At 66.8% G+C, this 26,677-nt stretch carries 28 protein-coding genes; 12 read left to right on the top strand and 16 right to left on the bottom strand.

The features are described from left to right. Positions 1-54: 54 nt before the first annotated feature. On the top strand, positions 55-1,479 hold the full coding sequence (locus Q0L25_RS09940; RefSeq protein WP_296613820.1) for a peptide MFS transporter: 1,425 nt from the start codon (positions 55-57) through the stop codon (positions 1,477-1,479). 105 nt (positions 1,480-1,584) lie between these two features. Here the strand turns inward: Q0L25_RS09940 and smc are convergent, their stop codons facing one another. Genes smc through Q0L25_RS09920 form a run of 4 tightly spaced genes read right to left on the bottom strand, consistent with a single transcriptional unit; the run spans position 1,585 to position 7,078 of the window. Continuing rightward, a complete protein-coding gene (smc, locus tag Q0L25_RS09935) occupies positions 1,585-4,983 on the bottom strand; it encodes a chromosome segregation protein SMC (RefSeq protein ID WP_296613818.1) in 3,399 nt (1,132 codons plus the stop codon). Between the two features lie 31 nt (positions 4,984-5,014). Further along, the gene (locus Q0L25_RS09930; protein WP_296613817.1) at positions 5,015-5,758 is read right to left on the bottom strand and encodes a thioredoxin domain-containing protein; all 744 of its coding nucleotides are present in this window, start codon (positions 5,756-5,758) and stop codon (positions 5,015-5,017) included. 22 nt (positions 5,759-5,780) lie between these two features. Next, complete coding sequence (locus Q0L25_RS09925) at positions 5,781-6,509, bottom strand: thioredoxin domain-containing protein (protein ID WP_296613815.1); 729 nt, start codon at positions 6,507-6,509, stop codon at positions 5,781-5,783. Next, on the bottom strand, positions 6,506-7,078 hold the full coding sequence (locus Q0L25_RS09920; RefSeq protein ID WP_296613813.1) for a DUF721 domain-containing protein: 573 nt from the start codon (positions 7,076-7,078) through the stop codon (positions 6,506-6,508). The genes Q0L25_RS09925 and Q0L25_RS09920 overlap by 4 nt, the downstream gene beginning before the upstream one ends. A gap of 80 nt (positions 7,079-7,158) precedes the next feature. On the opposite strand from Q0L25_RS09920, the gene Q0L25_RS09915 reads away from it, so the two are divergent. Genes Q0L25_RS09915 through nudC form a run of 3 tightly spaced genes read left to right on the top strand, consistent with a single transcriptional unit; the run spans position 7,159 to position 10,357 of the window. Then, positions 7,159-8,151: an A/G-specific adenine glycosylase gene (locus Q0L25_RS09915; RefSeq protein WP_296615665.1), complete on the top strand. Its 993-nt coding sequence runs from the start codon at positions 7,159-7,161 to the stop codon at positions 8,149-8,151. 2 nt (positions 8,152-8,153) lie between these two features. Then, positions 8,154-9,488, top strand: coding sequence for a serine hydrolase (locus tag Q0L25_RS09910; protein WP_296613812.1), 1,335 nt, complete (start codon positions 8,154-8,156; stop codon positions 9,486-9,488). After that, a complete protein-coding gene (gene nudC, locus Q0L25_RS09905; protein WP_296613810.1) occupies positions 9,485-10,357 on the top strand; it encodes an NAD(+) diphosphatase in 873 nt (290 codons plus the stop codon). The genes Q0L25_RS09910 and nudC overlap by 4 nt, the downstream gene beginning before the upstream one ends. Positions 10,358-10,562: 205 nt before the next feature. Here the strand turns inward: nudC and Q0L25_RS09900 are convergent, their stop codons facing one another. Continuing rightward, positions 10,563-10,724 carry a DUF1674 domain-containing protein gene (locus Q0L25_RS09900; protein ID WP_157093974.1) on the bottom strand — a complete coding sequence of 54 codons (162 nt, stop codon included), beginning with the start codon at positions 10,722-10,724 and terminating at the stop codon, positions 10,563-10,565. A 63-nt stretch (positions 10,725-10,787) separates the two neighbouring features. Between Q0L25_RS09900 and Q0L25_RS09895 the strand changes: the two genes are divergently transcribed. From Q0L25_RS09895 to purH, 5 genes are read left to right on the top strand one after another with little or no spacing between them, the layout of a single operon-like run. Beyond that, on the top strand, positions 10,788-11,006 hold the full coding sequence (locus tag Q0L25_RS09895; protein ID WP_296613809.1) for a hypothetical protein: 219 nt from the start codon (positions 10,788-10,790) through the stop codon (positions 11,004-11,006). Further along, positions 10,999-12,252: a transcription antitermination factor NusB gene (locus tag Q0L25_RS09890; RefSeq protein WP_296613807.1), complete on the top strand. Its 1,254-nt coding sequence runs from the start codon at positions 10,999-11,001 to the stop codon at positions 12,250-12,252. The genes Q0L25_RS09895 and Q0L25_RS09890 overlap by 8 nt, the downstream gene beginning before the upstream one ends. Before the next feature lie 8 nt (positions 12,253-12,260). Further along, positions 12,261-12,923, top strand: coding sequence for a ribulose-phosphate 3-epimerase (gene rpe / locus Q0L25_RS09885; protein WP_296613806.1), 663 nt, complete (start codon positions 12,261-12,263; stop codon positions 12,921-12,923). After that, on the top strand, positions 12,920-14,644 hold the full coding sequence (locus Q0L25_RS09880; protein WP_296613805.1) for a heparinase II/III family protein: 1,725 nt from the start codon (positions 12,920-12,922) through the stop codon (positions 14,642-14,644). The genes rpe and Q0L25_RS09880 overlap by 4 nt, the downstream gene beginning before the upstream one ends. Positions 14,645-14,693: 49 nt before the next feature. Further along, on the top strand, positions 14,694-16,271 hold the full coding sequence (gene purH, locus Q0L25_RS09875) for a bifunctional phosphoribosylaminoimidazolecarboxamide formyltransferase/IMP cyclohydrolase (RefSeq protein ID WP_296613803.1): 1,578 nt from the start codon (positions 14,694-14,696) through the stop codon (positions 16,269-16,271). Positions 16,272-16,469: 198 nt separating this feature from the next. On the opposite strand, the gene Q0L25_RS09870 is transcribed toward purH, so the two are convergent. The 11 genes from Q0L25_RS09870 to Q0L25_RS09820 form a co-directional block, all read right to left on the bottom strand. Next, complete coding sequence (locus Q0L25_RS09870; RefSeq protein ID WP_296613802.1) at positions 16,470-16,970, bottom strand: MmcB family DNA repair protein; 501 nt, start codon at positions 16,968-16,970, stop codon at positions 16,470-16,472. 119 nt (positions 16,971-17,089) lie between these two features. Then, positions 17,090-17,761 carry a cell wall hydrolase gene (locus Q0L25_RS09865; RefSeq protein ID WP_296613800.1) on the bottom strand — a complete coding sequence of 224 codons (672 nt, stop codon included), beginning with the start codon at positions 17,759-17,761 and terminating at the stop codon, positions 17,090-17,092. Positions 17,762-17,918: 157 nt separating this feature from the next. Continuing rightward, entirely contained in the window at positions 17,919-18,257 is a 339-nt protein-coding gene (locus Q0L25_RS09860; RefSeq protein ID WP_296613798.1) for a DUF1491 family protein, read from the bottom strand. Position 18,258: 1 nt separating this feature from the next. Then, complete coding sequence (locus Q0L25_RS09855) at positions 18,259-18,726, bottom strand: PaaI family thioesterase (protein ID WP_296613797.1); 468 nt, start codon at positions 18,724-18,726, stop codon at positions 18,259-18,261. Next, positions 18,716-19,183 carry a PTS sugar transporter subunit IIA gene (locus tag Q0L25_RS09850; protein ID WP_296613796.1) on the bottom strand — a complete coding sequence of 156 codons (468 nt, stop codon included), beginning with the start codon at positions 19,181-19,183 and terminating at the stop codon, positions 18,716-18,718. The genes Q0L25_RS09855 and Q0L25_RS09850 overlap by 11 nt, the downstream gene beginning before the upstream one ends. A 77-nt stretch (positions 19,184-19,260) precedes the next feature. Then, positions 19,261-19,845 (bottom strand): ribosome-associated translation inhibitor RaiA, encoded by a 585-nt coding sequence (raiA, locus tag Q0L25_RS09845; RefSeq protein WP_296613794.1) that lies wholly within the window; start codon positions 19,843-19,845, stop codon positions 19,261-19,263. 58 nt (positions 19,846-19,903) lie between these two features. Then, on the bottom strand, positions 19,904-20,605 hold the full coding sequence (dnaQ, locus tag Q0L25_RS09840; RefSeq protein ID WP_296613792.1) for a DNA polymerase III subunit epsilon: 702 nt from the start codon (positions 20,603-20,605) through the stop codon (positions 19,904-19,906). An 8-nt stretch (positions 20,606-20,613) separates the two neighbouring features. Then, positions 20,614-21,207, bottom strand: a complete 594-nt coding sequence (coaE, locus tag Q0L25_RS09835; RefSeq protein ID WP_296613791.1) for a dephospho-CoA kinase — start codon at positions 21,205-21,207, stop codon at positions 20,614-20,616. Further along, positions 21,204-22,007 (bottom strand): shikimate dehydrogenase, encoded by an 804-nt coding sequence (locus Q0L25_RS09830; RefSeq protein WP_296613789.1) that lies wholly within the window; start codon positions 22,005-22,007, stop codon positions 21,204-21,206. The genes coaE and Q0L25_RS09830 overlap by 4 nt, the downstream gene beginning before the upstream one ends. Next, positions 22,004-22,594, bottom strand: a complete 591-nt coding sequence (locus Q0L25_RS09825) for a nucleoside triphosphate pyrophosphatase (protein WP_296613787.1) — start codon at positions 22,592-22,594, stop codon at positions 22,004-22,006. Before Q0L25_RS09825 ends, Q0L25_RS09830 begins: the two co-directional genes overlap by 4 nt. Further along, the gene (locus Q0L25_RS09820; RefSeq protein ID WP_066589417.1) at positions 22,591-23,403 is read right to left on the bottom strand and encodes a pyruvate, water dikinase regulatory protein; all 813 of its coding nucleotides are present in this window, start codon (positions 23,401-23,403) and stop codon (positions 22,591-22,593) included. The genes Q0L25_RS09825 and Q0L25_RS09820 overlap by 4 nt, the downstream gene beginning before the upstream one ends. 289 nt (positions 23,404-23,692) lie before the next feature. Between Q0L25_RS09820 and hemE the strand changes: the two genes are divergently transcribed. From hemE to rho, 3 genes are all read left to right on the top strand, one after another. Then, the gene (gene hemE / locus Q0L25_RS09815; protein WP_296613784.1) at positions 23,693-24,736 is read left to right on the top strand and encodes a uroporphyrinogen decarboxylase; all 1,044 of its coding nucleotides are present in this window, start codon (positions 23,693-23,695) and stop codon (positions 24,734-24,736) included. Continuing rightward, positions 24,733-25,173, top strand: a complete 441-nt coding sequence (locus tag Q0L25_RS09810) for a CopD family protein (protein ID WP_296613782.1) — start codon at positions 24,733-24,735, stop codon at positions 25,171-25,173. The genes hemE and Q0L25_RS09810 overlap by 4 nt, the downstream gene beginning before the upstream one ends. 151 nt (positions 25,174-25,324) lie before the next feature. Further along, positions 25,325-26,581, top strand: a complete 1,257-nt coding sequence (gene rho, locus Q0L25_RS09805; protein ID WP_296613779.1) for a transcription termination factor Rho — start codon at positions 25,325-25,327, stop codon at positions 26,579-26,581. Positions 26,582-26,677: the final 96 nt, after the last annotated feature.

Genomic DNA, 26,677 nt, shown 5'->3' with positions numbered 1-26,677 from the left:
TTGCCCCAACCGCGCCACCGCCCTAGCCTCGTCCTTTCGAGTGGGAGTGGGTGCGTGACGATCGAAGAACCGGATGCCGGGTCGCAGCCCGTCGATGTGCCGCATCGCCGCGAATTCCTCGGCCACCCGGTCGGCCTGCCGGTCATCGCCTTTACCGAGGCGTTCGAGCGCTTCTCCTATTACGGCATGCAGACCTTGCTGGTGCTGTACATGGTCAAGGCGCTGCTGCTGGCGCCGCATGTCGAGCGGATCGTAGGGTTCGGCTGGTTCAGCAACGTGCTGGCGGGGATCTACGGCGCGCCGCCCAATACCCAAGCGCTCGCCTCGCACATTTTCGGCACCTACACGATGCTGGTCTATGTCACGCCGATCCTGGGCGGGCTGCTCGCCGATCGCTGGCTGGGCAAGACCACAACGGTGACGATCGGCGCGCTGTTGATGGCGGCGGGTCATTTCCTGATGGCGTTCGACGTATCGTTCCTGTTCGCCTTGCTGTTGCTGGTGCTCGGCGTCGGGTGCCTCAAGGGCAATCTCGCGAGCCAGGTCGGCGCGCTTTACGCGCCGGGTGACGGCCGCGCGACCGACGCGTTCCAGATCTATTATATCGGCATCAGCTTCGGCGCATTCTTCGCGCCTTTGGTGTGCGGCGCCTTGGGCGAGGAAGTCGGCTGGCATTGGGGATTCGGGGCGGCCGGCGTCGGCATGGTGATCGGGCTGATCATCTACCTCGCAGGACGCCGGCATCTGCCGCCCGATCCGCTGACCGAGCGGCGCGCGGCGCGCGCATCGGCCGCACCACGGGCGGCGATGACGCGGCGGGATATCGTCGTGCTAATCCTGCTGCTATTCATGGTGCCTGTGCTGGCGGTCAGCGCGATCGGCAACCAGCAGATGTTCAACGCCTATCTGGTCTGGGCCGACCGGTCCTACGAGTTCATGCTGTTCGGCCATCGTATGCCGACCTCGTTCCTGGTGTCCTTCGACGCCTTTACCGGCTTCGTGACATTGGCCGGCGCGGTAGCGTTCTGGCGCTGGTATGCGCGGCATTGGCGCGAGCCCGACGAGATCACCAAGCTGATCATCGGCTGCCTGATCTCGTCCTCCGCCTTCCTCCTGGTGATGATCGTCGCGAGCCGTCACGAGGCCACCGGCGTCAAGCCGGCGTTATGGGTCGCGCTCGCGGTCAACACGCTCAACAATCTCGGCTTCGCCAACGTCTTTCCGGTCAGCCTCGCGCTCTATTCGCGCGCCGCGCCGCGGGCGATTTCGGGGACGGTGGTCGGCATCTATTATCTGTTCCTGGCGCTGGCCAATTATCTGGTCGGCGTGGTCGGCGGCTGGCTGGAGATCATGCCGGCCGGGCGCTTCTGGGGAATCCATGTCGGCGCGATCCTGGGCGCCGCGGCGGTATTCGTCGCGATCAAGCTGGCGTTCGGGAAATTGTTGTTGCCGGAGCGGATTGAGGGCCCGGCTATTTAGCCCCTCCCCTTTAGTGGAGGGGTTGGGGTGGGGCCTCTCCACTGGCGATGTGCTTGAGGCACTTCCCCACCCCCAACCCCTCCCCTGAAGGGGAGGGGCTTAGGTCTATTCCGCCGCCAGCAAACTCTCCGCGCCACCCAGATCGACCGACACCAGCCGGCTCACCCCACGTTCGACCATCGTCACGCCGAACAGGCGGTGCATGCGGCTCATCGTCACCGCATTGTGCGTGACGATCAGGTAACGCGTCGCGGTTTCCTGCGTCATCCGGTCGAGCAGGTCGCAGAAGCGTTCGATATTGGCGTCGTCGAGCGGCGCGTCGACCTCGTCGAGCACGCAGATCGGCGCCGGGTTGGTCAGGAACAGGCCGAAGATCAGCGCGACCGCGGTCAGCGCCTGTTCGCCGCCCGACAGCAGGGTCAGCGACTGCAGCTTCTTGCCCGGGGGCTGCGCCATGATCTCCAGCCCGGCTTCGAGCGGATCGTCCGAATCGACCAGTTCGAGCCGCGCCGCGCCGCCGTTGAACAAAGTGGTGAACAGCCGCTGGAAATGGCCGTTGACCGCCTCGAACGCGGCGAGCAGGCGTTGCCGGCCTTCGCGGTTGAGCGTGCCGATCGAGCCGCGCAACTGGGCGACCGCCTGGCCCAGTTCCTCGCGCTCGGCGGCGGCATCGGTGCGCTGCGAATCGAGTTCGGCGAGTTCGGTTTCGGCCACCAGATTGACCGGTCCGAGCCGCTCGCGATCGATCAGCAATTTGTCGTGCTTGACCGATTCGTCCTGTGGGTCGCCGACCTGCTCGAGATCGAACCCGACGCGTTCGCCGAGCAGGGGCGGCGGGCAGGCGAACCGCTCGCCCGACAGCCGTGCCATCTCGATCCGGCGCGAATCCTGGTTCTCGGCGCGCGCGGTCGCCCCGGCGCGCGCCTCTCGCGCCAGCGACAGCGCTTCCGAAGCGATCCGCCCCGCCTCGTCGGTATTGCGGACGCGCGCTTCCGCCTCGCGCTCGGTCAGTGCGGCGGTGTCGGCGGCGGCGCGCAACTCGGCATGGCGCGATTCCTGATCCGCGATCTGCGCCGCGAGTTGCGCCGGACGCGCTTCCGCCGTCTCGGCTGCGGCGGCGAGTTGCGCCTCGCGCTTGTCCATGTCGGCGATGCGCTTAGCCGCCTCACCGGCGCGCGCTTTCCAGCCTTTCTGCTCGGCCTCCGCCGCGGCCAGCCGCTCGCGGTCGGCAGCGACCGCGCGGTCGAGCTGGGCGCGGTCGGCGCGGGCGTTGGACGCATGAGCGCGGCGCGCCTCCGCCTCGGCCTGGAGCTGCGCGACCGCGGCGCGCGTGTCGGCGCCATCAGGCAAGGCAGCGCGGGCCGCTTCCGCACGCGCCAGTTCGGCTTCGGCCTCACCGGCTTCGGCTGCTACCCGGCGCGCCCGCGTATCGAGATCGGCGCGCTGCGCCTCGATCCGTTCGAGTTGGGCGGTGGCGCGGTCCTCCGCGCGGCTCGCCTCGCGCGCGGCGTGTTCGGCGCGTTCGAGCGAGGCTCGTGCCGCCTGGGCATCGGCGCGCGCGGCGGCTATGCGGCGTTCGGCATCGTCGAGCTGGGCATTGGCCTTTTCGACCGCGGCTTGCGCCTTGGGCCGCGCCTTGTTGAGCGCGGCGAGGCGATTGATTCGTTCGAGCCGTTCGGCGGCGGCCGCGCCACCGGTTTTGGCGACATAGCCGTCCCAACGGCGAAGCATCCCGCCCAGCGTGACCAGCCGCTGCCCGACCGCCAGCGCGCGCTGATCGTCCTGTTCGGCGACCAGGATCTGCGCCAATCGCCGCGCCAGCGCCGCCGGCGCCTCGACATGGTCGGCGAGCCGGGTCAGCCCCGCCGCCGGGGGGTCGCCCGGCTGCGGCTCGGCGCCGGCCCAATAGCGATCGGCCTTGGCGTCGAGCCCGGTTTCGAGATCGTCGCCCAGCGCCGCCGCCAACGCGCGTTCGTAGCCCGGCGCGGCGCGAACATGGTCGAGCAATTTGTCGCGTCCCGACGGCCGCGTCGTCTTTTCGAGCGCGAGCACTTCGCTCTCGATCGCGGCGAGTTCGGCGCGGGCAGCGGCGCGCGCCTGTTCGGCGGCGTCGCGCGCTTCCTGCGCGGCGCGTTCGTCGGCATCGGCGCGGGCGCGGGCGCCGCGCGCGGTCTCGGTCGATTCGAGCGCGTCGGCGCGCGCCTTGATCGCCCGCTCGCGCTCCTCGCGCAGCGGCGCGGCATCGCCCAATGCCCTTTGCTCGGCCGCCAAGGTCGTCTGGTCGCGCAGCGCGCGGTCGTGCCGCGCCTTGGCCGCCGCCACCGCGGCGTCGGCGACACGGGCATCGGCGAGTTCGGCGGCCTGCCGGCTCATCGCTTGCGCCAGCGCGACATCGGCATCGCGTGCCGCGCGCTCGGCCTCCGCCAACGTCGCGTCGAGCGCGGGCAGCCGCGCCGCCGCCTCGTCGGCACGTTTCGCCAGCAATTTCGTCTCGGCGTCGAGCCGCGCCAGTGCCTCGGCGGCGTCGACCGCCAGCGCGCCTTCGCGCGCGCGATCCTCGCCGATCCGGGTCCGCTGATCGGCCAGTTCGGCGATCCGCCGCTCGGCGCCCTGATGCTCGGCGCGCAGCGCAGCGAGGGCGTGGGCGGCGTCGCTCGCTGCCTCGCGCGCCGCGGTCGCCGCCGCACGGGCATCGCCCAGTGCCTGGGCTGCGGCATGCTGGTGCGCGGTCGCCGCACGCTGCGCCTCGGCCGCGGCCGCAACCCTTTCCTCACATTGCGCGGCTTCGGCCTTGGCGGCATCGGCCGCCGCCGCGGCGTCGCGCCAACGGGCGAAGATCATCCGACCCTCGGCGACGCGAATCTGATCCGACAGCAACCGATAGCGCTCGGCCTGGCGCGCCTGGCGCCTGAGCGCCGAGGCGCGCGCTTCCTGGTCGGCCATGATCTCGTCGAGCCGCAGCAGATTGGCTTCGGTCGCGCGCAGCTTTTGCTCGGCATCCTTGCGGCGGACATGGAGGCCGGCGATCCCCGCCGCCTCTTCGAGCATCGCGCGGCGCTCGGTCGGCCGCGCCGAGATCACCGCGCTGATCCGCCCCTGGCTGACCAGAGCCGGCGAATGCGCGCCGGTCGCGGCATCGGCGAACAGCAAGGCGACGTCCTTGGCGCGGACGTCGCGCCCGTCGATGCGATAGGCCGATCCGGCACCGCGCTCGATCCGCCGCACCACCTCGGTCTCGCTGCCGTCGATCTCGGCCAGGATCGACACTTCGGCGAAGTCGCGCGCGGTACGCTTGTCGGTGCCGGCGAAGATGACGTCGTCCATCCCTGCGCCGCGCATCGACTTCGGGCTGTTCTCGCCCATCGTCCAGCGCAATGCCTCGAGCAGATTGGACTTGCCGCAGCCATTGGGGCCGACCACGCCGGTCAGCCCCGGTTCGATGCGGAGATCGGCCGCGTCGACGAAGCTCTTGAACCCCGACAGCCTCAGCCGTTTGATCTGCATCCTGTGATCAGCCCCCCGGCGCGTTCGGCGATCAGGCGCCCCGTGCCTTGAGCACGGGTTCGAGCGTCGCCCAGTCGCCGACATCGTTGAGCTTTTCGCCGTTGATGATGAAGGTCGGCGTGCCGCTGATCTGGAACTTGTCGTTGGCGAATTTGGTGCGCTCGACCAGCTTGTCGATCGCCGCCTTGTCGTTGAGGCATGCGCGCGCCTTGTCCTCGGGCAGGCCGCGCTGCTTCATGAAATCGAGATAGCCCAGGCCTTCGGCATACATGGTGGCAACCTGGTTGGGAGTAGCGCCCTGCGCCGCCTGGACCTTGGCCGACACCTGCTGTTCGTTGGCGAGCAGCGTCTGCTGGTTGGCGAACATCTGATCGAGGATCGGGAAGAAGGTCGCGGTGTCGCCCGAACATTGGCCGAGCAGGATCGGGCCGAGGTCGAGCGGGCCGTGGACCGGATACTCGCGGAACTCGTAGCTGACCTTGCCGGCCGAGATGTACTTTTCCTTGAGCGCCGGGAACCCTTCCTGATCGAACTTGCCGCAATAGGGGCAGGCGCGCGATCCATATTCGACGATCTTGAGCGGCGCGTCGGGATTGCCCATCCGGAAGCCGCCTTCGGGCGTCTTCACCACCGTATCGACCCAGGACGTGCCGGCGGGCGCTGGCTTGGCGGCGACCGGGGCGGCCGGGGTCGAGCTGTTGGCGTCGTTACCCGACCCGCCGCAAGCGGCGAGCGCCAGCAAGGGCAGAGCGGCAAACAGGGGCGAAATCTTCATATGTTACTCCCTTGGGGAAAATTCAGACGCCGGCGGCGGCGAGCAACGGCTGCAATGCCGCCCAGTCATAGACGTTATCGGCCTTGGTGCCATTGATGACGAAGGTTGGCGTGCCGGTGATCGAATATTGCTTCTCGCCGGCATTGGTCACCGCGACGATCCGGTCGACCCCGGCGCGCGCCGCCAGGCAAGCCTGAGCGCGCGCGGGCGCCATGCCGCGGCGCTTGACGAAATCGACATAGCCGAGCTCCGTCGCGAAGCTGGTCGCGACCTGATTGGGTGTGGGGTTGGTCATCGCCTGTACCTTGGCTTCGGCCGCCTGCGCCTTGGCGGTCAGCGCCTGCTGGTTGGCGAACATCGCGTCGAGCAACGGGAAGAATTGCGCCGGCGAGACGCAATGACCGAGCAAGATCGGGCCGAGATCGAACGCGCCATGGACCGGGTAATCGCGGAATTCGTAGCTGAGCTTGCCTGCGGCGATCGGCCCCGCCTTGAGGACCGGAAGCCCTTCCTTGTCGAACGCTGCGCAATGCGGGCAGGTGCGCGAGCCATATTCGATCAGCTTCACCTTGGCATTGGGATTGCCCATCCGCATTCCGCCTTCGGGCGTCGCGGCGACGACATTGACCCAATTGACCTTGGCCGGCGCGCGCTTGGCCGGGGCGGCCTTTTTCGCCGGCGCCCTGGTCGCGGCACCGGCGGCAAGCGGCAGTCCGGCAATCAATCCCAACACCAGCAACGAACGGATCATTTTTCGGTCTTTCCGATGACGGGCACTTTGACGGGCCCAAGGACGGGGATGCCGCGATTACCCGCGACGCCGGCGGCGAGTGCCGCGAGCACCGCCTGCAATTCGGGATCGGCGATCGCGCGCAGCCCCGGGCCGAGTTCGGCAGGCGGGGTCGGCGCGGGACGCAGGCTGGGCGGCGCGGCGCGCGACGGGCGCTCGGCGACCCTGCCTTGCTTGAGGTTGAGCCGCGCGACCGCGGCATAGCCGAAGAAGCGATTGACCCGCTCGACGATCTCGGGCGCGATATGCTGCATCATTGCCGCGTGGGCACCTTTCACCGTGACGGTGAGCACACCTTCGGCTTTCTTGCCCGGCGGAAAGCGGATCGATTCGGGCGACGACACGCCGGCATATTTGGGGCCGACGATTTCCGCCCAACGCGTGACGATTCCCGACTGAACGAAGCCGAACCGGCGGAACGCCGCGCCGCCGACCTGGGGCAGCAAGTCACCGACCGCGCGCGCCGGTCCGCTCCGGGGCCGTTCGGATACGGGTTTGGCGGGGCCTTTGGGAGTGGCGCGCTTGCTCATTCGGCTATCCATGCCATAGCCGCGGGGTGGCCGCCAAGCTTCCTTCCGCACCATCCTTGTCCGGTTTTGTCGCGCCGGCATTGCTGCGTTGGTACGACGCGCATCGCCGCACCCTGCCATGGCGCGCGGGACCCGGCGAATCCGCCGATCCGTATCGCGTCTGGCTGTCCGAAGTGATGCTGCAACAGACCACCGTCGCGGCGGTCGGTCCGCGCTTCGCCGCCTGGATAGCGCGCTGGCCCAATTTCGCCAGCCTGGCCCGGGCGGATGAGGCCGACGTCATGGCGGCATGGGCGGGGCTGGGTTATTATGCCCGGGCGCGCAACCTGGTCGCCTGCGCGCGCGCCGTGGTCGCCGAGCATGAGGGGGTCTTTCCGCGCACCGAGGCCGAGCTGCGCGCGCTGCCGGGGATCGGCGACTATACCGCCGCCGCGATCGCCGCGATCGCGTTCGACGCGCCCGCGACCGTGGTCGACGCCAATGTCGAGCGCGTCGTCGCGCGATTGTTCCGGCTCGAGGAGAAAGCCGCGATCCGCCCGGCCGCCGCGACGCTGACACCGAACGAGCGCGCCGGCGATTTCGCCCAGGCAATGATGGACCTCGGCGCCACGATCTGCACCCCGCGCGCGCCCAAATGCCTGCTCTGCCCGCTGCGCGACGGATGTGCGGCCAATGCGGCCGGCGACCAGGAAGCCTATCCGGTCAAGCCGGCAAAAGCAGGCAAGCCGACGCGCCACGGCACCATCTTCTGGGCGCGAAGCGGCGGCGACGTGCTGTTGGTGCGACGGCCGCCCAAGGGACTGCTCGGCGGCATGCGCGCGCTGCCGACCGGGCCCTGGGTCGATTCGGCGCCGGGCCTCGCCGACGCTCCGCTCTCGGCCGATTGGCAGATGCTGGCGGGGCGCATCGAACACGTCTTTACCCATTTCAGATTGCAGCTGGCGCTTGCGGGCGCCGTCGTCGACCGTCATGCAGCGCCCGACGGCGCCGAATGGTGGCCGATCGAGTCGCTTGGAGAAGCCGGTCTGCCGACCGTCTTCGCCAAGGCCGCTAGAGCGACGGGAGAGTTTTGACGATGCGCGTGCCCCCCTTGTTTATCGCTACCGCCACGATCGCGCTGCTGGCCGGTGCCGCCGCCGCGCAACAGGCCGCCTTGCCCATGTCGGCCGCCGCGCCCGCGGCCGCGCCGGCAAGCCCTCTTCCGGACACTCAGGCGCTCTACGATTCGTACGTCGCCAAGAACGAGATGCCCGGCATCGTCGGCGCGTTCGGTACCGGCGACCTGCCCACCACGTTCGTCGCGTCGGGCAAGATCGCGACCGACGCCAATGCCGCGCCGGCCGGGCCCGACAGCCTGTGGCGGGTCTATTCGATGACCAAGCCGATCACCGCGATGGCGGCGATGATCCTGATCGAGGACGGCAAGATGAAGCTCGACGAGCCTATCAGCGACTTCCTGCCCGCGTTCAAGACGATGCGCGTCCAGCTCAACGAGAATACGATCGACAGCCGCCCCGCCGTACGCCCGATCACGGTCCGCAATCTGCTGACGCACACGGCCGGCCTGGGCTATAACATCATTACCAAGGGCCCGTTGCTCCAGCTCTATATGGACAAGGGCATCACCCCCGGTCAGGTCAATGCGGCGATGGAGGTCGATGCGCGCAAGACGCGTCCGACATCGCTGCAGGAATTCGCCGACCGCGTGGCGAGCGTTCCGCTGATCGCCGATCCCGGCACCAAGTGGAGCTATTCGATCGGGCTCGACCTGATGGGCGCGGTGATCGAGAAGGCGAGCGGGATGCGCTTCGACGCGTTCGTCCAGACGCGCATCCTCGACCCGCTCAAGATGACGTCGACCTATTGGACGGTCCCGGCGGGCGAGGTCGGGCGGCTGTCGACCAATTACGCTTTCCTGCCCGGCAACAAGCTGTTCGCGATCGATCCGGCCGCGACCTCGGCCTATCTGTCGCCGCCCAGCTTTCCCTATGGCGGCGCCGGACTGGTGATGTCGGCGCGCGACTATGACCGGTTCCTGCACATGCTGCAGGATTATGGCGAGCTGGACGGCGTCCGCATCATGAAGCCGGAAACCGCCAGGCTCGCCATGTCGAACCTCCTCCCCGCCGGTGTCGAGTTCGGCGGAGTGGCTGGCGCCACCGGCGGAACCGCGGGGCCCAAGATGGGCTTCGGCGCCGGCGGATCGGTGGTGCTGGAGGACAAGGCGAATTCGATGGGCGCCGGCACGTACGGCTGGGGCGGAGCCGCCGGCACCGCGGCCTGGGTCAATCCGGTCAAGAAGATCCGCGGCACGATCATGGTCAATTACTTCCCCGCCGACAAATGGCCGATCCGCGACGAGACGGTGAAGGCGCTGATCAGCGACATGCAGCGTTTCCGGGCCAAATGATTCGCCCCGGCTTTACCGGCAGCCCGCTCGACCGGGCCGATCCGCTGCGTCACGATCCCGAGAAACTGGCGGCGGCGATGGGCGACTGGCGCGCCAGGCTGCTCAAGCTCGACAATTTCGAGCCCGAGGTGGCGGAGGACGGCACGCTGGGCTGGACCAGCCTGGCCGACGCGCCCGACGATGCCGAATTGGTCCTGCTGGGATTGATCGAAGGCAAGCCGCATTTCGCCGCTTATGTCCCGGGCATGCGCGCGCCGGCTGGACGCTCGCCCAGCCTGTTCCGTGCGCTCGACCTGATGCGGCCGGAGGAAGCCGAGACCTATGCCGCGGCGCGCAGCGTGCTCGACTGGCACAGCCGCCATCAATTCTGCGCCAATTGCGGGACGCAGACGGCGATGTTCCGTGGCGGCTGGGGTCGTTCGTGTCCGAACTGCGGCGCCGAGCATTTCCCGCGCACCGATCCGGTGGTGATCATGATCGCCGAACATTCGGGCCGCGCGCTGGTCGGGCGCGGGCCGCAATGGCCGGCGGGACGCTATTCGGCGCTGGCCGGGTTCATGGAGCCGGGCGAGTCGATCGAGGAAGCGGTCGCGCGCGAGATTTTCGAGGAAGCCGGGGTGCGCGTGCGCAACGTCCGCTACGTCGCCAGCCAGCCCTGGCCGTTCCCGTCATCGCTGATGATGGCCTGTATCGGCGAGGCCGAGGACGACGTCATCACGATCGATCCCCATGAGCTGCAGGATGCGATGTGGGTCAGCCGGGAGGATGTCCGCAAGTCGCTGGCCGGCGACCCGTCCGCGCCGTTCCTGTCGCCGCCGCATTATGCCATCGCGCATACCTTGCTGACGGCTTGGGTGGAGGAGGGGTAGGTCGCCTTCCTGGCCGAAACCGTTGGGCGCCGGTGCGGATGGCGTCGAAGCGACCGGAATGGCTATGCATGATCGAGCAGATCAAAATCTTGTCGTCATGCCGGGCTTGTCCCGGCATCCACTGCGCAGGTTAGCGAGCAGCTAGAGCTCTTTTTTCCTGGCTTGCCGCCCGGTGGACCCCGGCACAAGGCCGGGGTGACGAAGATTAAAAATCGACCGCGATGCCCTTCAGCGTCCAGTCGCCATACCGCGTCGGATCCTTGTCGAGCGGATCCTTCTCCGACGGTTCGACCTTTTCCGGCTCAGGCACCGGCGGGCTGGGCGTGAGATAAGCGGGCGGCTTGACGTGCGGGGGGCGGGGCATGATGGGTCCGTTGATTGAACGCTGATCGTCGACGAACCACATTGGCGCAGCAAAGGATCGGCGCAAGTGCCGATCGTGCCGGAGGGCCTGTTGGGCGGTTTCATAGCAGATCTTTTTATCGACACGGTCCTGGACAGCCTGATCTGGGGGACCGGGGCGCTCATCCTGAAAGCGTTTCGTCCGGATCGTCGGGTCGGCTATGTGCCCGCCGTCCTTCTCGGGCTGATCGTCTGGCTTGCCGGGATCTCCGCGCTGATTACGATTGGATATTTCCTGCTTGTCTAATTCCTCGCTTCCCCCCGGCGTTCCCGCGCGCCAGGCCGCGCTTCGTCTGCTCGACGCCGTGCTCCGACGCGGCGAGACGCTCGAGCAAGCCGCGCCGCGCGTGCTGTCCAGCCTGAAGGCCGATAACGACCGTGCGTTGGCGCGCGCGATCGCGTCCGAGGTGCTGCGGCATCTGCCCGATCTCGACGCGTTGATCGACTCGGCGACGCAGCGGCCATTGCCGCATGACGCCAAGGCGCGGTTCGCACTGCGCATCGCGCTCGCCCAGTCGCTGCGCCTAGGAACGCCGGGGCATGCGGCGATTTCGACCGTGCTGCCGCTGGTCGATGGCGGTCCACGCAAATTGGTCCATGGCGTGTTCGGCACGCTCGACCGGCGCAAGGCGACCCTGCCCGAACCGCCGGCCTTGCCCGATGCGGTCGCCCTGCGGTGGCAAGCGGCCTGGGGCGACGAGGTCGTGCTGGCGGCACGGCGGGCGATGGCCGAACCGCCGCCGGTCGACCTGACATTGCGCGGGGAAGAAGGGCCGGAAGGCCTGGAATTGATGCCCGGCCAGCGCCGCCTGCCGCGCGGGACCGCGATCCCTGACCTGCCCGGCTTTGCCGAAGGCGATTGGTGGGTGCAGGATCTATCCGCCGCGATCCCGGCGCGCCTGCTCGGCCCGGCGACAGGGAGTGTCATCGACGCCTGCGCCGCGCCCGGCGGCAAGACGATGCAGCTCGCCGCCGCGGGATGGTCGGTCACCGCCGTCGACGCGTCGGAGAGTCGTCTGGCACGACTCCGCGACAATCTGGCGCGTACGCATCTGAATGCCGAGATCGTCGCCGCCGACGTCGCTTTCTGGTCGCCACAGGCACCAGTCGACGCGGTGTTGCTCGACGCGCCGTGCAGCGCGACCGGCATCTTCCGCCGCCATCCCGACGTGCTCCACCGCGTCCACCCGGCGATCATCGAGGAAGCGGCGCATCTTCAACGCCAATTGCTGGTCCAGGCCGCCGGCTGGGTGAAGAAGGGCGGAAAGCTGGTCTATGCCACCTGCTCGCTCGAGCGCGAGGAAGGCGAGGAACAGGTCGAAACCTTCCTCGCCGCCAATCGCGATTTCACGATCGATCCAGTCCGCGCCGACGAGTTGCCGGCCGGAATCGCGCCCGATCCGCGCGGCTGGGTACGCATTCTGCCAGGTGCGCTGGCCGAGCAGGGCGGATGCGACGGCTTCTTCATTGCCCGATTCGCGAGGGCCGGTTAGAGCAAGCCATGTCCAAGCCCGTCCGTATTGCGCCGTCGATCCTGAGTGCCGATTTTGCGAAACTGGGCGAGGAAGTGCGCGCGATCGACGCCGCCGGCGCCGACTGGATCCATGTCGATGTAATGGATGGACATTTCGTCCCCAACATCACGATCGGGCCGCAAGTGGTGAAGGCGATCCGCCCGCACACGGCCAAGCCGCTGGACGTCCATCTGATGATCGCGCCGGTCGATCCCTATCTCGACCAATTCGCCGAAGCCGGCGCCGACACGATCTCGATTCATGTCGAGGCGGGGCCGCACATCCATCGCAGCCTTCGCCATATCCGCAGCCTGGGCAAGCGCGCCGGCGTGGTGCTGACGCCGCAGACCCCGGCCAAGGCGCTGGATTACCTGCTCGAGGAAGTCGATCTGGTGCTGGTGATGAGCGTCAACCCAGGTTTCGGCGGGCAGACCTTCATTCCTTCGGCGCTGCGCAAGATCGAAGCCATCCGCAAGATGATCGACAAGCAGGGGCTGGATGTCGACCTGGAAGTCGATGGCGGGATCGATCGCGAGACCGCGCCCCGGGTGATCGCGGCGGGTGCCGACGCCTTGGTCGCCGGCACTGCCACTTTCCGCGGCGGGCCGAGTGCCTATGCCGCCAATATCGCGGCGTTGAGGGACGGGTGAGCGAGGAACGCGCGTCAGACGGGATCGACGAAGGCAAGCGGCTGATCCGCATCGGCAGCAGCGCCGGCCTGTCGCTCGCCGACCGCGTCGCAGAACGCTTCCGCAAGCTCACCTGGCGCACGCCGCTCCACGCGCTCCGCCTGCGTGGCCGCCATCCGCTCAAGCTGGTCGCGGTGCCCGAGGATCCGTTCGTCGGCGACCCGCGGCGCGGCAATGCGCTGCTCGACGGTCGGGTCGCGTTCCGCGGCGACAGCGTGGCGATCGCCGATCTCGATTTCGCCAAGCCCGATTGGTCGAAGCCTCTCGCGCATTACCTCCACAGCTTCGCCTGGCTGCGCGACCTGTCGACGGTGGCGACGCGCCCGGTCGGCGTTCCGATCGCCGAGACGATCATGCGGCTGTGGCTGGAAGCCCATGCCGATAAGGTCAGCGAGCCCGCCTGGACGCCGGAATTGTGGGGCCGGCGCATTCTCCACTGGACCGCGCATGCGCCGCTGATCCTCTCGTCGTCCGATCTGGTCTATCGCAGCAAGGTACTCAACACGCTGGCGCGCGGCGCGCGGCACCTCGACCGCAGCGCCGACAAGGCGCCCGCCGGAGTCGCGCGGATCGCGGCCTGGTGCGGCGTAATCTGCGCCGGGCTGCTGATCCCGGGCGGCGATCCGCGCCGCCAGATCGGCGAGGATGGGCTCGAAAAGGCGATCGAGAGCGCCGTCTATGAGGATGGCGGAGTGATCGCGCGCGCGCCGCTGGCGCAAGTCGACATCATCATGCTGCTGACCATGTTGCGCGAGGCCTATACGGCGCGGCGGCTGGCGCCGCCGGCGGCCTTGTCGGCCGCGCTCGGCCGGATGGTTCCCGCGCTGCAGGGCGTCTGCCATGGCGATCATGGCCTCTCCAGCTGGCAAGGTGGCGGTCCGATCCGCGGCGAGCGGATCGACGAGATCGTCGCGGCGACGGGCGTGCGCGCGCGGCCGCTGCGCCAGGCGCGCGACTGGGGCTATCAGCGGCTGGCGCAGGGCGAAGCGGTGGTCATCGTCGATGCCGCGCCGCCGCCTGTGTCGCGGCTTGCGGAAGGCGGTTGCGCCTCGACCCTGGCCTTCGAAATGTCCGATGGCGCCGAACGGCTGATCGTCAATTGCGGCGGCGCCCGTTCGGCGATCGCGCAGATCCCGGCGACATTGTCCGAAGGGCTGCGCACCACCGCGGCGCATTCGACTCTGGTGGTCGGCGACAGCAATTCGACCGCGATCCATGCCGACGGCACCTTGGGCAAAGGCGTCGCCGAGGTCGAACTGGCGCGGCAGGAGAGCAACGGCGCCAGCCGGCTGGAAGCGAGCCATGACGGTTATGCCCGGCGCTTCGGCTTCCTCCACCGCCGCCAATTGCTGCTGGCGAGCGACGGCCGCGAATTGCGCGGCGACGACATGCTGTTGCCGGCCGGGCGCAAGCGCAAGGTCGGCACGATCCCGTTCGCGATCCGCTTCCATCTGGGGGCAGGGGTCGAGGCCGCACCGACCGCTGACGGCATGGCGGCACTTTTGCGCTTGCCGTCGGGGCGGCTGTGGCAATTCCGCTGCCGCGGCGGATCGCTGACGATCGAGGAGAGTTTGTGGATCGATCCCGACGGCCGCCCGGTCTCCACCCAGCAATTGGTGGTAAGCGGCGAGGCGGCGGCGGGCGGCGAGAATATCAGCTGGGCCTTGAAGCGCGCGACCTGATCGGCAATGGGGGCGGCGTCTGCTTCCCAGCCCAACACAGGAAATCGCCATGGCCACCGATATCGTCCCCATCCGGCGGGCGCTGCTGTCCGTTTCAGACAAGACCGGAATCGTCGAGCTGGCCACGGGACTTGCCGCCAAGGGCGTTGAACTGGTCTCGACGGGCGGCACTGCCAAGGCGCTGCGCGACGCCGGGCTGAGCGTCCGCGACGTATCCGACCTGACCGGTTTCCCCGAGATGATGGACGGGCGGGTCAAGACGCTCCACCCGATGGTCCATGGCGGCCTGCTCGCGGTGCGCGACGATCCCGCACATGCCAAGGCGATGGACGAGCATGCGATCGGCGCGATCGACCTGGTCGTGGTCAATCTCTATCCGTTCGCCCAGACGGTGGCCAAGGGTGCCGAGCGCGACGAGATCGTCGAGAATATCGATATCGGCGGTCCGTCGATGGTGCGCTCGGCGGCGAAGAACCATGCCTTTGTCGCGATCGTCACCGACCCTGCGGACTATGCGCTGCTCGACAAGGGCGAGACGACGTTCGAGGAACGCAAGAAGCTGGCCGCCAAGGCGTTCGCCGCAACCGCGACCTATGATTCTATGATCGCCAGCTGGTTCGGATTCGCCGACCAGGGCCAGATGTTCCCCGAGACGCTGCCGCTCGTGCTCAACCAGCCGACGGTGCTGCGCTATGGCGAGAATCCGCACCAGCAGGCCGCCTTTTACCGTCATGCCGGCCCGTCCGCTCGCGGCATCGGCCAGGCACGCCAGGTGCAGGGCAAGGAGCTCAGCTACAACAATCTCAACGACGCCGACGCCGCGCTCCAGCTCGTCGCCGAGTTCCGCGATGCCGCGCCGACCTGCGTCATCGTCAAGCACGCCAATCCATGCGGAGTCGCAACCGCGGCGAACCTCGAGACCGCTTATGCCGAGGCCTTCGCCTGCGACACCGTATCGGCGTTTGGCGGGATCATCGCGGTCAACCGCCCGCTCGACGCGGCGACGGCGCGCCAGATCACCGGGATATTCACCGAAGTCGTGGTCGCGCCCGACGCCGACGAGGAAGCGCTGGCGCTGTTCGCGGCCAAGAAGAACCTGCGGCTTCTGCTGACCGGCGAATTGCCCGATCCGGCGCGGGGCGGGTTGGACGTCAAGTCGATCACCGGCGGCTGGCTGGTCCAGGGACGCGACAATGGCCGGGTCACCGCGGCCGACCTCAAGACGGTGACCAAGCGCCAGCCGACGCCTCAGGAACTGGCCGATTGCCTGTTCGCCTGGACGGTGGCCAAGCACGTCAAGTCGAATGCTATCGTCTATGCCAAGGACGGCGCCACCGCCGGGGTCGGCGCGGGGCAGATGAACCGACTCGAATCGGCCCGGATCGCCGCCTGGAAAGCCAAGGACGCCGCCGACAAGGCCGGCTGGGCGACGCCGCGCACGATCGGCTCCGCCGTTGCATCGGACGCCTTCTTCCCCTTCGCCGACGGATTGCTCGCCGCGGTCGAGGCGGGCGCCACCGCAGTGATCCAGCCGGGCGGCTCGATTCGCGACAACGAAGTCATCGCGGCGGCCGACGAAGCCGGGCTGGCGATGGTGTTCACCGGGATGCGCCACTTCCGGCACTGATTAGGCTGCCGATTGGCTCGCACAAAGACACGAAGCCACGAAGAAGGGCTTTGCCCACCGAAACCGTGCGGATTAGGAAGCTGAAAATTGAGCCTCGCTTTGCGAGGCTCTTTCTTTCGCCCGTGACGATTGACGTGAGCAGCGCGCTGTCACGCTGGCGACAACCTTCGTGGCTTTGTGTCTTTGTGCGAGTAAAATTTACTCCGCCTGGAGCAAGAACCCCAGCTCGGGATCGGCCAAGCCGCTAGCCCGACGCGCCGCGCGCCGCGCGAAGGCGAGGGTGCATTTCTTGCGCCCCGGCGTGCTCAACGGGTGCGTCGCTGCTTCGCGCAGGATAGCCGCGTCGTAGCGGTCGGCGATGATCACGCCCGATCGTTCGGGCAGGAAGGCCTCGCCGTGCAGCGGCCCGTGGTCGAAACCGTCGGGCACCGCCCAGAAGAAGCGGTCGCAATGGTCGAGATAGTCGAACCACTTGCCGTCGCCGAGCAGATCGGCGCGCGACACCTTGATCTCGACGATGACGATCTGGCCGCGCGAATCGATTGCCATGATGTCGGCGCGCCTGCCGCCGTCGAGCGGCACTTCGGTCATCGCCGCGAGATCGTGGCGAGCGAGCATGCGAATGACGCCGCGCGCGACATCGGCCGCACACAGCGCCTCGGTTCCTGTCGGAGGACAGCGGGGAGACACATCAAGCATCTCCCCGCTTTAGAACATCACGGGAACATCGTGAAGACGCGTTTTTCGTTTGGCGTCAGCCAAACGAGCAGTACCAGCCCGCTCGGGCTGGTGCCGCGCATGCGCGCTAACGCATCAAATCAGCGAAAGAAGACGTGATTGCCGATCGTCGCGACGCGCGGACGACCCCAGCCCGGCGATACGCGGCGGGCGTGGAAATAGAGCGCGCCGGGCGTGGGATTGTCCCATTCCTTGTCCATCGCGACCTGCGCGATGGCCATCGCGGTACGATATTGCGCGGCCGAGCGGATCGCCGGGATCGTCCCGCCGCGGACGAACGAGAATTGTCCCGGCTGCTTGACCACGCCACAGATCGTGCTCGGGAAGCGGCCCGAATTGGCGCGATTGATGATCACGTTGGCGACGGCGAGCTGACCCGACAGGGGCTCGCCCTTGGCTTCGAAATAGACCGCGCCGGCAAGGCACGACAATTCGGAATCGGCGCCTTCGTCAACATCCTGCCCAGCGACCGCCGCGGCCAGACTGGCGAATTGGAGCCCCTGCGCGGGTGCAGGCGCCGTCGTCCGGACCTCATTCGGAGAGGTCGTCGTGCTGTCGCCTGGTTCGATCGATGGAACCGGCTTGGGGACTGACGGGTTGATAGCGGACGTGGTGGCCGTGGTGGCGATTGCCGGGATCAGCGTTGCGTCGCGATCCGCACCCAGGGCCTTGCTCGATGCGGTGAAACCGGCGAGCGTGGTTAGTGCAATGAACGTCGCCGCGAGGCTCGCGGCGCGAGAGGAAAACAGCATTTAGACTTGCTAAAGTGCGGTTGGGGCGCGGACGCGATCGCAAGAAAGAGGATCGCCCGGACCACCACCCGACTGCGTAACCGTTAGGGATCGCACCCCATCGCGGCACAACGCGGATAATTGGTGGATGAGCCCTTTAATTGTGCAACGCAGCAGGTCAATCGCCGATGAGGGTTTCAGCGGCGAACCGTTCCGCCTGCGGGATATCCAGTTCCACTACCCACAGGTCGGGATCGTTTCGGCGGCGTTTCGCCCAATACTCAGTCAATGCCTGCGCATCGCCCTCCGGGCCGACCGCGATCAGTTCGACATTGCCGCTCGGACCAATGCCGCGTTCCCACAGCCGGACAAGCTGACCGCGATCCTGTGCCACCACCAGCACGGCCCCGGCGGTCGCGTCGCCCTTGGCCAGAACGGTGGCGAAACCACCTGCCCGGTTGGCGCGCCGTACCAGCGCATTGACCAGCGCGCCGGTCGCCAGCCGCGCTTGCGTCACGCTAGCTCCGATATCCGGGCAGCCCGGCGAGCGGGATCGAGGAGCGCATGAACGTGCCGGTGCCGCGCGCGACTTCCTCGCCATGCTCGTCGATCAACCGCGCCTCGCCGACGAACACGCGGCGCTGGCCGCTGACCCATTTCCCCTCGGCGACCACCGGGCCCACTTTCAGCGGTCGCGTGAACAGCAGGTTGAACGCGGTGGTGAGAAGGAAACGATCGGTGACCAGGCTGTTGCAGGCATAAAAGGCGGCATCGTCGAGCATCTTGAAATAGCTCGTGCCATGCGCAGCACCGCCGGCATGATAATGCTGTTCGCCTATCTCGAAATGGATCCGCGCGACTCCGCTTTCGGGAATCTCCAACCGCGATTTGAACAATTGATTGATCGGGGCCGCGGCATAGAGCGATTCGAGCGCGCGAAAATGCGCCTGGGCACCCGAATCCACACCGCCCGATTCAGGCGGCATCTCGTGCCTCGTCCTGGGTCAGCAGGAAGTAGAGTGCATCCTTCGACCCCGCACCGCGCAATTTGGCGACGAAGGCCACGTCGCGCAGCAGCCGCGATACCCGCGCCAGTGCCTTGAGATGCGCGGCGCCGGCATCGGGCGGCGAGAACAAAGCGAACACCAGGTCGACCGGCAGATCGTCGACCGCGGTGAAATCGAGCGGCCGCGCCACCCGCACGAACACCCCGTGGATCGCATCGATCCCCTCGATCCGCGCATGCGGAATGGCGATGCCGCCGCCGAACCCGGTCGAGCCGAGTTTCTCGCGCTGGGCGAGTCCCTCGGCCGCGGCCTTGGCGTCGATCCCATAGGCCGTCGCGGCGAGCGCGCCGATCTGCTGGAACAGCATTTTCTTGCTCGCCGCCGCCAGCCCCTCGGCCACCGCCTCGGGCCGGATCAGGTCCGACAAGTCGATCATATCCCGCTCTCTACTTTGTCGTGGTCGCCTCGTGCGGAAAACCGGCGCCCGCTTTTCCGCACGACGCTTGTGTCCGATCAGCTGGCGCGCTGCGGCTCTACCCAGCCGATCGTGCCGTCGCCGCGGCGATAGACCATGTTGTATGATCCCGTCCCGCTATTCTTGAACATCAGCGCCTGGGTGTTGCGCAGATCAAGCATCATCACCGCGTCGGACACCGATGCCTCGGGCACGTCGACTCGGGTTTCGGCGATGATCAGCGGCGAATCGCCCGCTTCGTCCTCGTCGGTCGATTCCTGGAACAGGGTATAGCCGGCATTGGCGTCAGGCTCGATCTCACCGTTGGCGACGGTCCCGGCCGCCTTGCGATCCTTCAGCCGGCGCATGTAGCGGCGCAATTGCTTCTCGATCTTGTCGGCCGATCCGTCGAACGCGCCGTGCGCGTCGTTGCCGTCATTGCTGGCTTTCAGCACCAGGCCTTGCATGACGTGGGCGACGACATCGCATTTGAATCGATTGTCGTGCGGGCCTTTCCCGAAAGTCACCTGAGCAGAGATGGCGCGCGAGAAATATTTGTCCGCAATACCCTGGAGGCGATCCTGGACATGGCTTTTCAGCGCTTCGCCCGTTTCAACCTGATGTCCCGAGACACGGATATCCATTTTCTCTTCTCCATTCTTGGCGATAGCGGCGCATTCGCCTTGTCCATCGCAACGCGCGTCAACCGGACGCCTCGGCCCCCCATAAAGGGTTTTTGAGCGTCGCCACGAACCCTGCGTGGCGCGCCAGTTCCTCCGCGCTCGGCTCGAACACGCGCATCGGCCGCGGTTGGGCGGTGCGCGGATCGATCTCGACCACGGAGATTTCGATCGTCTCCTCGACTTCGCTGACCAGGGTCAGGCCGATCTGGCGGCCGCCGGTCAGCTCGACATAGACTTGCGACAGCAATTGCGCGTCGAGCAACGCGCCGTGGAGCACGCGGTGGCTGCGGTCGATGCCGTAGCGGGCACACAGAGCGTCGAGCGAATGTTTGGCGCCCGGATGGCGCTGTCGCGCCATCGCCACGGTGTCGATCATACGGTCGAGCGAAATAACCTCGCGGCCGATCCTGGCGAGTTCGCCGTTCAGGAACCCGAAGTCGAAGCTGGCATTGTGCGCGACCAGCCGCGAATCGTCGCCCAGGAACTCGAGCAGCTCATCGACCTTTTCGTGGAAGCGCGGCTTGTCCGACAGGAACACGTCCGACAGGCCGTGGACGCGAAATGCCTCGACCGGCATCGGGCGATCGGGGTTGAAATAGAGGTGGAAACTGCGCCCGGTTTCGACTCGATTGATCATCTCGATGCAGCCGATCTCGACCATACGGTCGCCCCCGCTGAAGGAGAGGCCGGTGGTTTCGGTGTCGAAGACGATTTCGCGCATTTGTCCTTTTATCGGTCTTGGCTGGCACGGACGCAAGCTATCACCCTACGCACGGCGGCCCGGGTTTGATCCATCGGGCAATCGGTCGCGATGACATGGTCCGCCCGCGCTCTTTTTTCCGCATCGGGGGTCTGGCGGGCGAGTATCTCGGCAAGACGTTCGCGCGTCATGCCGGGGCGCGCCAGGACGCGTGCTTGCTGGGTGGCGGCGTCGGCGGACACCACCACGACCAGGTCGACGTTGCGGTCTCCGCCGGTTTCGAACAGCAAGGGAATGTCGAACACGACCATGTCGTCATCGGCATGTCGTGCCAGAAACGCGGCGCGTTCCTCGCCGACCGCCGGATGGACGATCGCCTCCAGCCGCTTGATCGCCGCGTCGTCGCCGAACACGCGCGCGCCGAGTTCGGCGCGGTCGACACCATGCGGACCGGTGGTTCCGGGAAACGCCGCCTCGATCGCCGGCAGCAAATGGCCACCCGGGCCCTGAAGCCAGCGCACCGTGGCGTCGGCGTCGAAGACCGCAATCCCTTCATCGGCGAACATCTGCGCCACCGTCGATTTGCCCATCCCGATCGATCCGGTGAGGCCGATCGTCTTCATGACGTCAAGAGAGCCCTGAGCTCGTCGTCGCGGTCGCGCGGCGGTTCGGCACCGAACAGCAGTTCGAACGCCAACGCCGCCTGGCCGATCAGCATGTCGAGCCCGTCGACAATATCGAGGTCGCGCGCTCGCGCCGCCTTGAGCAATCCGGTTTCGATCGGAGCGTAGACGATGTCGTATACGACCGCGTCGTCCGGGAGCGGCGACAGATCGAGATCGAGCGGCGGTTGCCCCGCCATGCCGAGCGAGGTGGCATTGACCAGCAAGGCGGCGGGCGGCAGCGGCGCGTCGAGCTTGAGCGCGTCTCCCTTGAGCCCGAAGCTGGCGAGCAACGCGGCGCCCTTGAGCGGATTGCGGTTGAGCACGGTCACCGGCCCGACCCCGACCCGCGACAGCGCGAACAGGATCGCGCGCGCCGCGCCGCCTGCCCCGATCACCACGATCGGTTGGCCGGCAAGATCCAGCCCCGAAATCGGCGCATAGAATCCGGCCGCGTCGGTATTGGTCCCGACCAGCGCCCCGTCGGAGCGGAACGCCAGGTTGATCGCGCCGATCGATTGCTTAACCCCACCGCGATCCTCGACAAAGGCGAGCGCGGTTTCCTTGTGCGGAATGGTAATGTTGCAGCCGAGCCAATCGGGATCGGCCCTGCGCGTGGCGAAATAGTCGGCCAATCCCTCGGGCGTGACATGGGTGGCGCGATAGTCGCCGTCGAGTCCCAGCGCCTTCAGCCAGAAACCGTGGATCAGCGGCGATTTGGAATGGCTGATCGGGTCGCCGATCACTTCGGCATATGTCATGACGTCATTTCCCCCCGGGTGCGCAGATAGTCGAGCACCGGAAGCAGCGGCATGCCGAGGACGGTGAAGTGGCTGCCCTCGATCCGGCCGAACAATTGGACGCCGGGTCCCTCGATCCGGAAACAGCCGACGCAACCCGCGATCGCCGGCCATTCGAGGTCGAGATAGGCCTGGATGAACGCTTCCGACAGCGGGCGCACGAACAGCCGCGCGCGATCGACGTGACGCCAGACCGGACGGCCCTGTTCGGCGATCACCGCCGCGCTCCACAAGGCGTGTTCGCCATCGGACATGGCACGGAGATGATCGCCGGCCTGTTCCCGCGTCAGCGGCTTGTCGAGCAGCCTGCCGTCGGCGAGCGCGACGATCGAATCGCTGCCCAGCACCAGCGCGCCGGGATGCGCCTGCGACACTTTCAATGCCTTGAGCTCAGCCAATGCGTCGGCGATGTCGCGCGCCGGCTGGCCGGCCATTGCCGCCTTGACGCCATGTTCGTCGACCCGCGCCGGCTCGGCGACATACGTGACGCCGGCGGCATCGAGCATCGCTCGCCTGGAGGCGCTTTGCGAGGCGAGGATCACCGTCATTCGTCACCCGTCTGGTCGTTGATCAAGGCGACGATCGCCGCCGCGGTCTCTTCGATCGAGCGCCGCGTGACATCGATCACCGGCCAGCCATTGTCGGCGAACATCCGCCGCGCGAAGGCGACTTCGCGAGTCACGGCTTCCTGATCGACATAGGCGGTCTCCGGCGATTGATTCAGCGACAGCAGGCGATTGCGCCGCACCTGGATCAGGCGATCGGCGCTGGTCGTCAGCCCGACGACGATCGGATGTTTGAGCTCGAACAATTTCGCCGGTGGCGGGCTTTCCGGAACGATCGGGATATTGGCGGTCTTGTAGCCGCGATTGGCAAGGTAGATCGAGGTCGGGGTCTTCGAGGTGCGCGACACGCCGGCAAGCACGATGTCGGCCTCTTCCCAATTCTCCCAGCCGATGCCGTCGTCATGCGCGATGGTGAACTGGATCGCGTCGACCCGCGCGAAATAGGCGGCATCGAGCACGTGCTGGCGGCCGGGCCGCGCCTTCGCCTGCTGGCCGAGCAGATTGGACAGAGCGTCGTTGACCGGATCGAGCGGCGCCACCGCGGGCAGGCCGAGCGCACGGCAGCGTGTCTCCAGCGCGCGGCGCATCTCGCTAGACACCAGGGTGAACAGCACCAGCCCCGGATTATGCGCGATTTCCTGCAGGATGCGCTCGAGATGCGCCTCGCTCCTGACCATCGGCCAGAAATGCCGGATCGTCTCGACGTCGTCATATTGCGCCAGCGCTGCCTTGGCGATGTTCTCCAGCGTCTCGCCGGTGGAATCGGACAGGAGGTGCAAATGGAGCCGCATTTTACCGGCGCGCTGAAAAGCCTGTGGGCAACATCGGTAAAACCGCTAGCGCAAGTCGCCACCGCGGCCAAGCGATGCCCGGCCGTGGAAAAATGAGTCATTCATCCACAACGTCATCGACAGGCAACATTTCCCCGCACAAGCTGTGGATTACGGGGATGAGCCAACGGGAATCGGCACGATTCCGCGGATGCCCGAGGGTCAAGCTGTTGGCATTTGCGGGATGAACGCATAAGCCCCGGCATCCACCGGCCAACAACTGCAACAACCTTCTTATCTCTCTTTCTATATGATTCTTGGGACAGTCCAGATTCCGGAAAAACCCCTACTCGCGACGTTGCGCGGCGAGCGCCAGGACGTGCCTTCCATCTGGCTGATGCGCCAGGCGGGCCGTTACCTTCCCGAATATCGCGAGTTGCGGGAAAAGAAGGGCGGGTTCCTCGATCTCGCCACCGACAGCGAGGCGGCGTGCGAGATCACGCTGCAGCCGGTGCGCCGCTTCGGGATGGACGGGGCGATCCTGTTCTCCGACATCTTGATGGTGCCCTGGGCGCTGGGACAGCGTCTGTGGTTCGAACAAGGCGAAGGACCGCGCCTGGCACCCAGGCTGGTCGATACCGCGCTCAGCGAGCTTCAGACGGCGCCGGACCGGCTCGAGCCGGTATACGAGACGGTGCGCCGTGTGGTCGCGCAGTTATCCGCCGAAACGACGATGCTGGGATTTGCCGGCAGCCCATGGACGGTCGCCACCTATATGGTCGCCGGACAAGGTAGCCGCGACCAGGGCGAGACGCGGCGGCTGGCCTATCGCGATCCCCAGGCATTCCAGGCGATCGTCAGCGCGATCGAGACGGTGACGATCGACTATCTGTCGAAGCAGATCGAAGCGGGTGCCGAGGCGGTGCAATTGTTCGACAGCTGGGCGGGCAGCCTGGCGCCGAGCGAATTCGAGCGCTGGGTGATCGCCCCGACCGCGCGCATCGTCGCGGCGCTGGCCGAGCGGCATCCGGATACGCCGGTGATCGGTTTTCCCAAGGGCGCGGGCGCGAAGCTCGCCGCTTATGCGCGCGAGACGCGGGCCGACGCGATCGGATTGGACGAGACGGTCGATCCGGTCTGGGCGAATGACGTATTGCCGCACGGATTGCCGGTGCAGGGCAATCTCGATCCGCTCGCGCTGATCACCGGCGGTGACGCCATGACATCGGCCGCACGCGGCATCCTTGCGGCATTCGCCGACCGCCCGCATATCTTCAACCTGGGCCATGGCATCCTGCCCGACACGCCGATCGCGCATGTCGAGCAGCTTCTGACTTTCGTAAGGAATCGATGATGGAATTCCTCGCCTCGATCTATCTGTGGCTCAAGGCGGCGCACGTCATTTTCGTGATCTTCTGGATGGCCGGGCTGTTCATGCTGCCGCGTTATCTGGTCCATCATCAGGAATCGCTCGGCACCCCCGAGGCGGCGAAATGGGTCGAGCGCGAGACCAAGTTGCGCAAGATCATCATGACCCCGTCGATGATCCTGGTCTGGGTGTTCGGCCTGACCATCGCGACCGTCGGCCAGCATTGGAACGAGGGCTGGCTCCACGCCAAGCTGCTGCTGGTGATCGTGATGAGTGGTTATCACGGCTGGATGACGGCCTATGCGAAGAAGCTCGCCGCCGGCAAGGCGACGCTGACGTTGAAGCAGCTCCGCATGGTCAACGAACTTCCCGCGCTGTTCGTTGCGCTGATCGTCATCCTGGTGGTGGTGAAACCGTTCTGATCGCCTTGACTTGAGGGAATCCGCTCCATAGATCGTGGAGACGAGCGGTGCCCTTCGGGACGCTCGCTCTCCTCCTTCCTCCAGCATCGTCGCGATCCTCGCCGACAGAAGCTCGAAAAATCTCCCCCAAGACACCCGGATTACACCCGAAATGCATCTTAAAGACCTCAAGAAGAAACCCCCCGCCGAGCTCGTCGCGATGGCCGAGGAGCTGGGGGTCGAGAGCGCGTCGACCCTGCGCAAGCAGGATCTGCTGTTCGCGATCCTCAAGGAACAGGCCGAAAATGGCGACCAGATCATGGGCCTGGGCACGATCGAAGTGCTGCCCGACGGTTTCGGTTTCCTGCGCAGCCCCGAGGCGAATTACCTCGCCGGTCCCGACGACATCTACATCTCGCCCAACCAGGTCCGTAAGTTCGGCCTGAGGACTGGCGACACGGTCGAAGGCGAGATCCGCGCGCCCAAGGACGGCGAGCGCTATTTCGCGCTGACGCGGCTCACCAGCGTCAATTTCGACGATCCCGACGCGGTCCGCCATCGCGTCAATTTCGACAACCTCACCCCGCTCTATCCCGAACAGAAGCTGACGCTCGATCAGCTCGACCCGACGATCAAGGACAAGTCGGCGCGGGTCATCGACATCGTCAGCCCGCAGGGCAAGGGCCAGCGCACGCTGATCGTCGCGCCGCCGCGCGTCGGCAAGACGGTGATGCTGCAGAACATCGCCAAGGCGATTACCGACAATCATCCCGAAGTCTTCCTGATCGTGCTCCTCATCGACGAGCGCCCGGAAGAGGTCACCGACATGCAGCGCAGCGTGAAGGGTGAGGTCGTCTCCTCGACCTTCGACGAACCCGCGCAGCGTCACGTCCAGGTCGCCGAAATGGTGATCGAAAAGGCCAAGCGTCTGGTCGAGCACAAGAAGGACGTCGTGATCCTGCTCGACTCGATCACCCGTCTCGGCCGCGCCTACAACACCGTCGTACCGTCGTCGGGCAAGGTGCTGACCGGCGGTGTCGATGCCAACGCGCTGCAGCGGCCGAAGCGCTTCTTCGGTGCCGCCCGCAATATCGAGGAAGGCGGCTCGCTGTCGATCATCGCCACCGCGCTGATCGATACCGGCAGCCGCATGGACGAAGTCATCTTCGAAGAGTTCAAGGGCACCGGCAACTCGGAAATCGTGCTCGACCGCAAGGTCGCCGACAAGCGCATCTTCCCGGCAATGGACGTCGGCAAGTCCGGCACGCGCAAGGAAGAGCTGCTGGTCGAGAAGAGCAAGCTCTCCAAGATGTGGGTGCTGCGTCGTATCCTGATGCAGATGGGCACGACCGACGCGATGGAATTCCTGCTCGACAAGATGAAGGATTCCAAGACCAACGAGGACTTCTTCGACAGTATGAACCAGTGAGCGGCCGGGATTAGCGCTCGCTAATCCCTGGACTCGCTCCTGATCGGCCGGCGGGCCGTAGGTCCGACCGACGGCGCGAATTCACTTCGCGCCGCA

The sequence above is a fragment of the Sphingomonas sp. genome, from assembly GCF_024508665.1.
Lineage (GTDB): Bacteria > Pseudomonadota > Alphaproteobacteria > Sphingomonadales > Sphingomonadaceae > Sphingomonas.
The sequence above is the reverse complement of the archived record's forward strand: the minus strand, read 5'-3'. Positions and strand labels throughout refer to the sequence as shown.

Coding starts and splice junctions, on each gene's coding strand:
- Q0L25_RS09920 (WP_296613813.1), bottom strand. CDS start 7,078: ATGAGCAAGCGCGCCACTCCCAAAGGCCCCGCCAAACCCGTATCCGAA.
- Q0L25_RS09825 (WP_296613787.1), bottom strand. CDS start 22,594: ATGACGGTGATCCTCGCCTCGCAAAGCGCCTCCAGGCGAGCGATGCTC.
- hemE (WP_296613784.1), top strand. CDS start 23,693: ATGATTCTTGGGACAGTCCAGATTCCGGAAAAACCCCTACTCGCGACG.
- Q0L25_RS09910 (WP_296613812.1), top strand. CDS start 8,154: ATGCGCGTGCCCCCCTTGTTTATCGCTACCGCCACGATCGCGCTGCTG.
- Q0L25_RS09865 (WP_296613800.1), bottom strand. CDS start 17,761: ATGCTGTTTTCCTCTCGCGCCGCGAGCCTCGCGGCGACGTTCATTGCA.
- rho (WP_296613779.1), top strand. CDS start 25,325: ATGCATCTTAAAGACCTCAAGAAGAAACCCCCCGCCGAGCTCGTCGCG.
- nudC (WP_296613810.1), top strand. CDS start 9,485: ATGATTCGCCCCGGCTTTACCGGCAGCCCGCTCGACCGGGCCGATCCG.
- rpe (WP_296613806.1), top strand. CDS start 12,261: ATGTCCAAGCCCGTCCGTATTGCGCCGTCGATCCTGAGTGCCGATTTT.
- Q0L25_RS09930 (WP_296613817.1), bottom strand. CDS start 5,758: ATGAAGATTTCGCCCCTGTTTGCCGCTCTGCCCTTGCTGGCGCTCGCC.
- Q0L25_RS09820 (WP_066589417.1), bottom strand. CDS start 23,403: ATGCGGCTCCATTTGCACCTCCTGTCCGATTCCACCGGCGAGACGCTG.
- Q0L25_RS09850 (WP_296613796.1), bottom strand. CDS start 19,183: ATGATCGACTTGTCGGACCTGATCCGGCCCGAGGCGGTGGCCGAGGGG.
- Q0L25_RS09810 (WP_296613782.1), top strand. CDS start 24,733: ATGATGGAATTCCTCGCCTCGATCTATCTGTGGCTCAAGGCGGCGCAC.
- smc (WP_296613818.1), bottom strand. CDS start 4,983: ATGCAGATCAAACGGCTGAGGCTGTCGGGGTTCAAGAGCTTCGTCGAC.
- raiA (WP_296613794.1), bottom strand. CDS start 19,845: ATGGATATCCGTGTCTCGGGACATCAGGTTGAAACGGGCGAAGCGCTG.
- Q0L25_RS09925 (WP_296613815.1), bottom strand. CDS start 6,509: ATGATCCGTTCGTTGCTGGTGTTGGGATTGATTGCCGGACTGCCGCTT.
- purH (WP_296613803.1), top strand. CDS start 14,694: ATGGCCACCGATATCGTCCCCATCCGGCGGGCGCTGCTGTCCGTTTCA.
- Q0L25_RS09830 (WP_296613789.1), bottom strand. CDS start 22,007: ATGACATATGCCGAAGTGATCGGCGACCCGATCAGCCATTCCAAATCG.
- Q0L25_RS09870 (WP_296613802.1), bottom strand. CDS start 16,970: ATGCTTGATGTGTCTCCCCGCTGTCCTCCGACAGGAACCGAGGCGCTG.
- coaE (WP_296613791.1), bottom strand. CDS start 21,207: ATGAAGACGATCGGCCTCACCGGATCGATCGGGATGGGCAAATCGACG.
- dnaQ (WP_296613792.1), bottom strand. CDS start 20,605: ATGCGCGAAATCGTCTTCGACACCGAAACCACCGGCCTCTCCTTCAGC.
- Q0L25_RS09855 (WP_296613797.1), bottom strand. CDS start 18,726: ATGCCGCCTGAATCGGGCGGTGTGGATTCGGGTGCCCAGGCGCATTTT.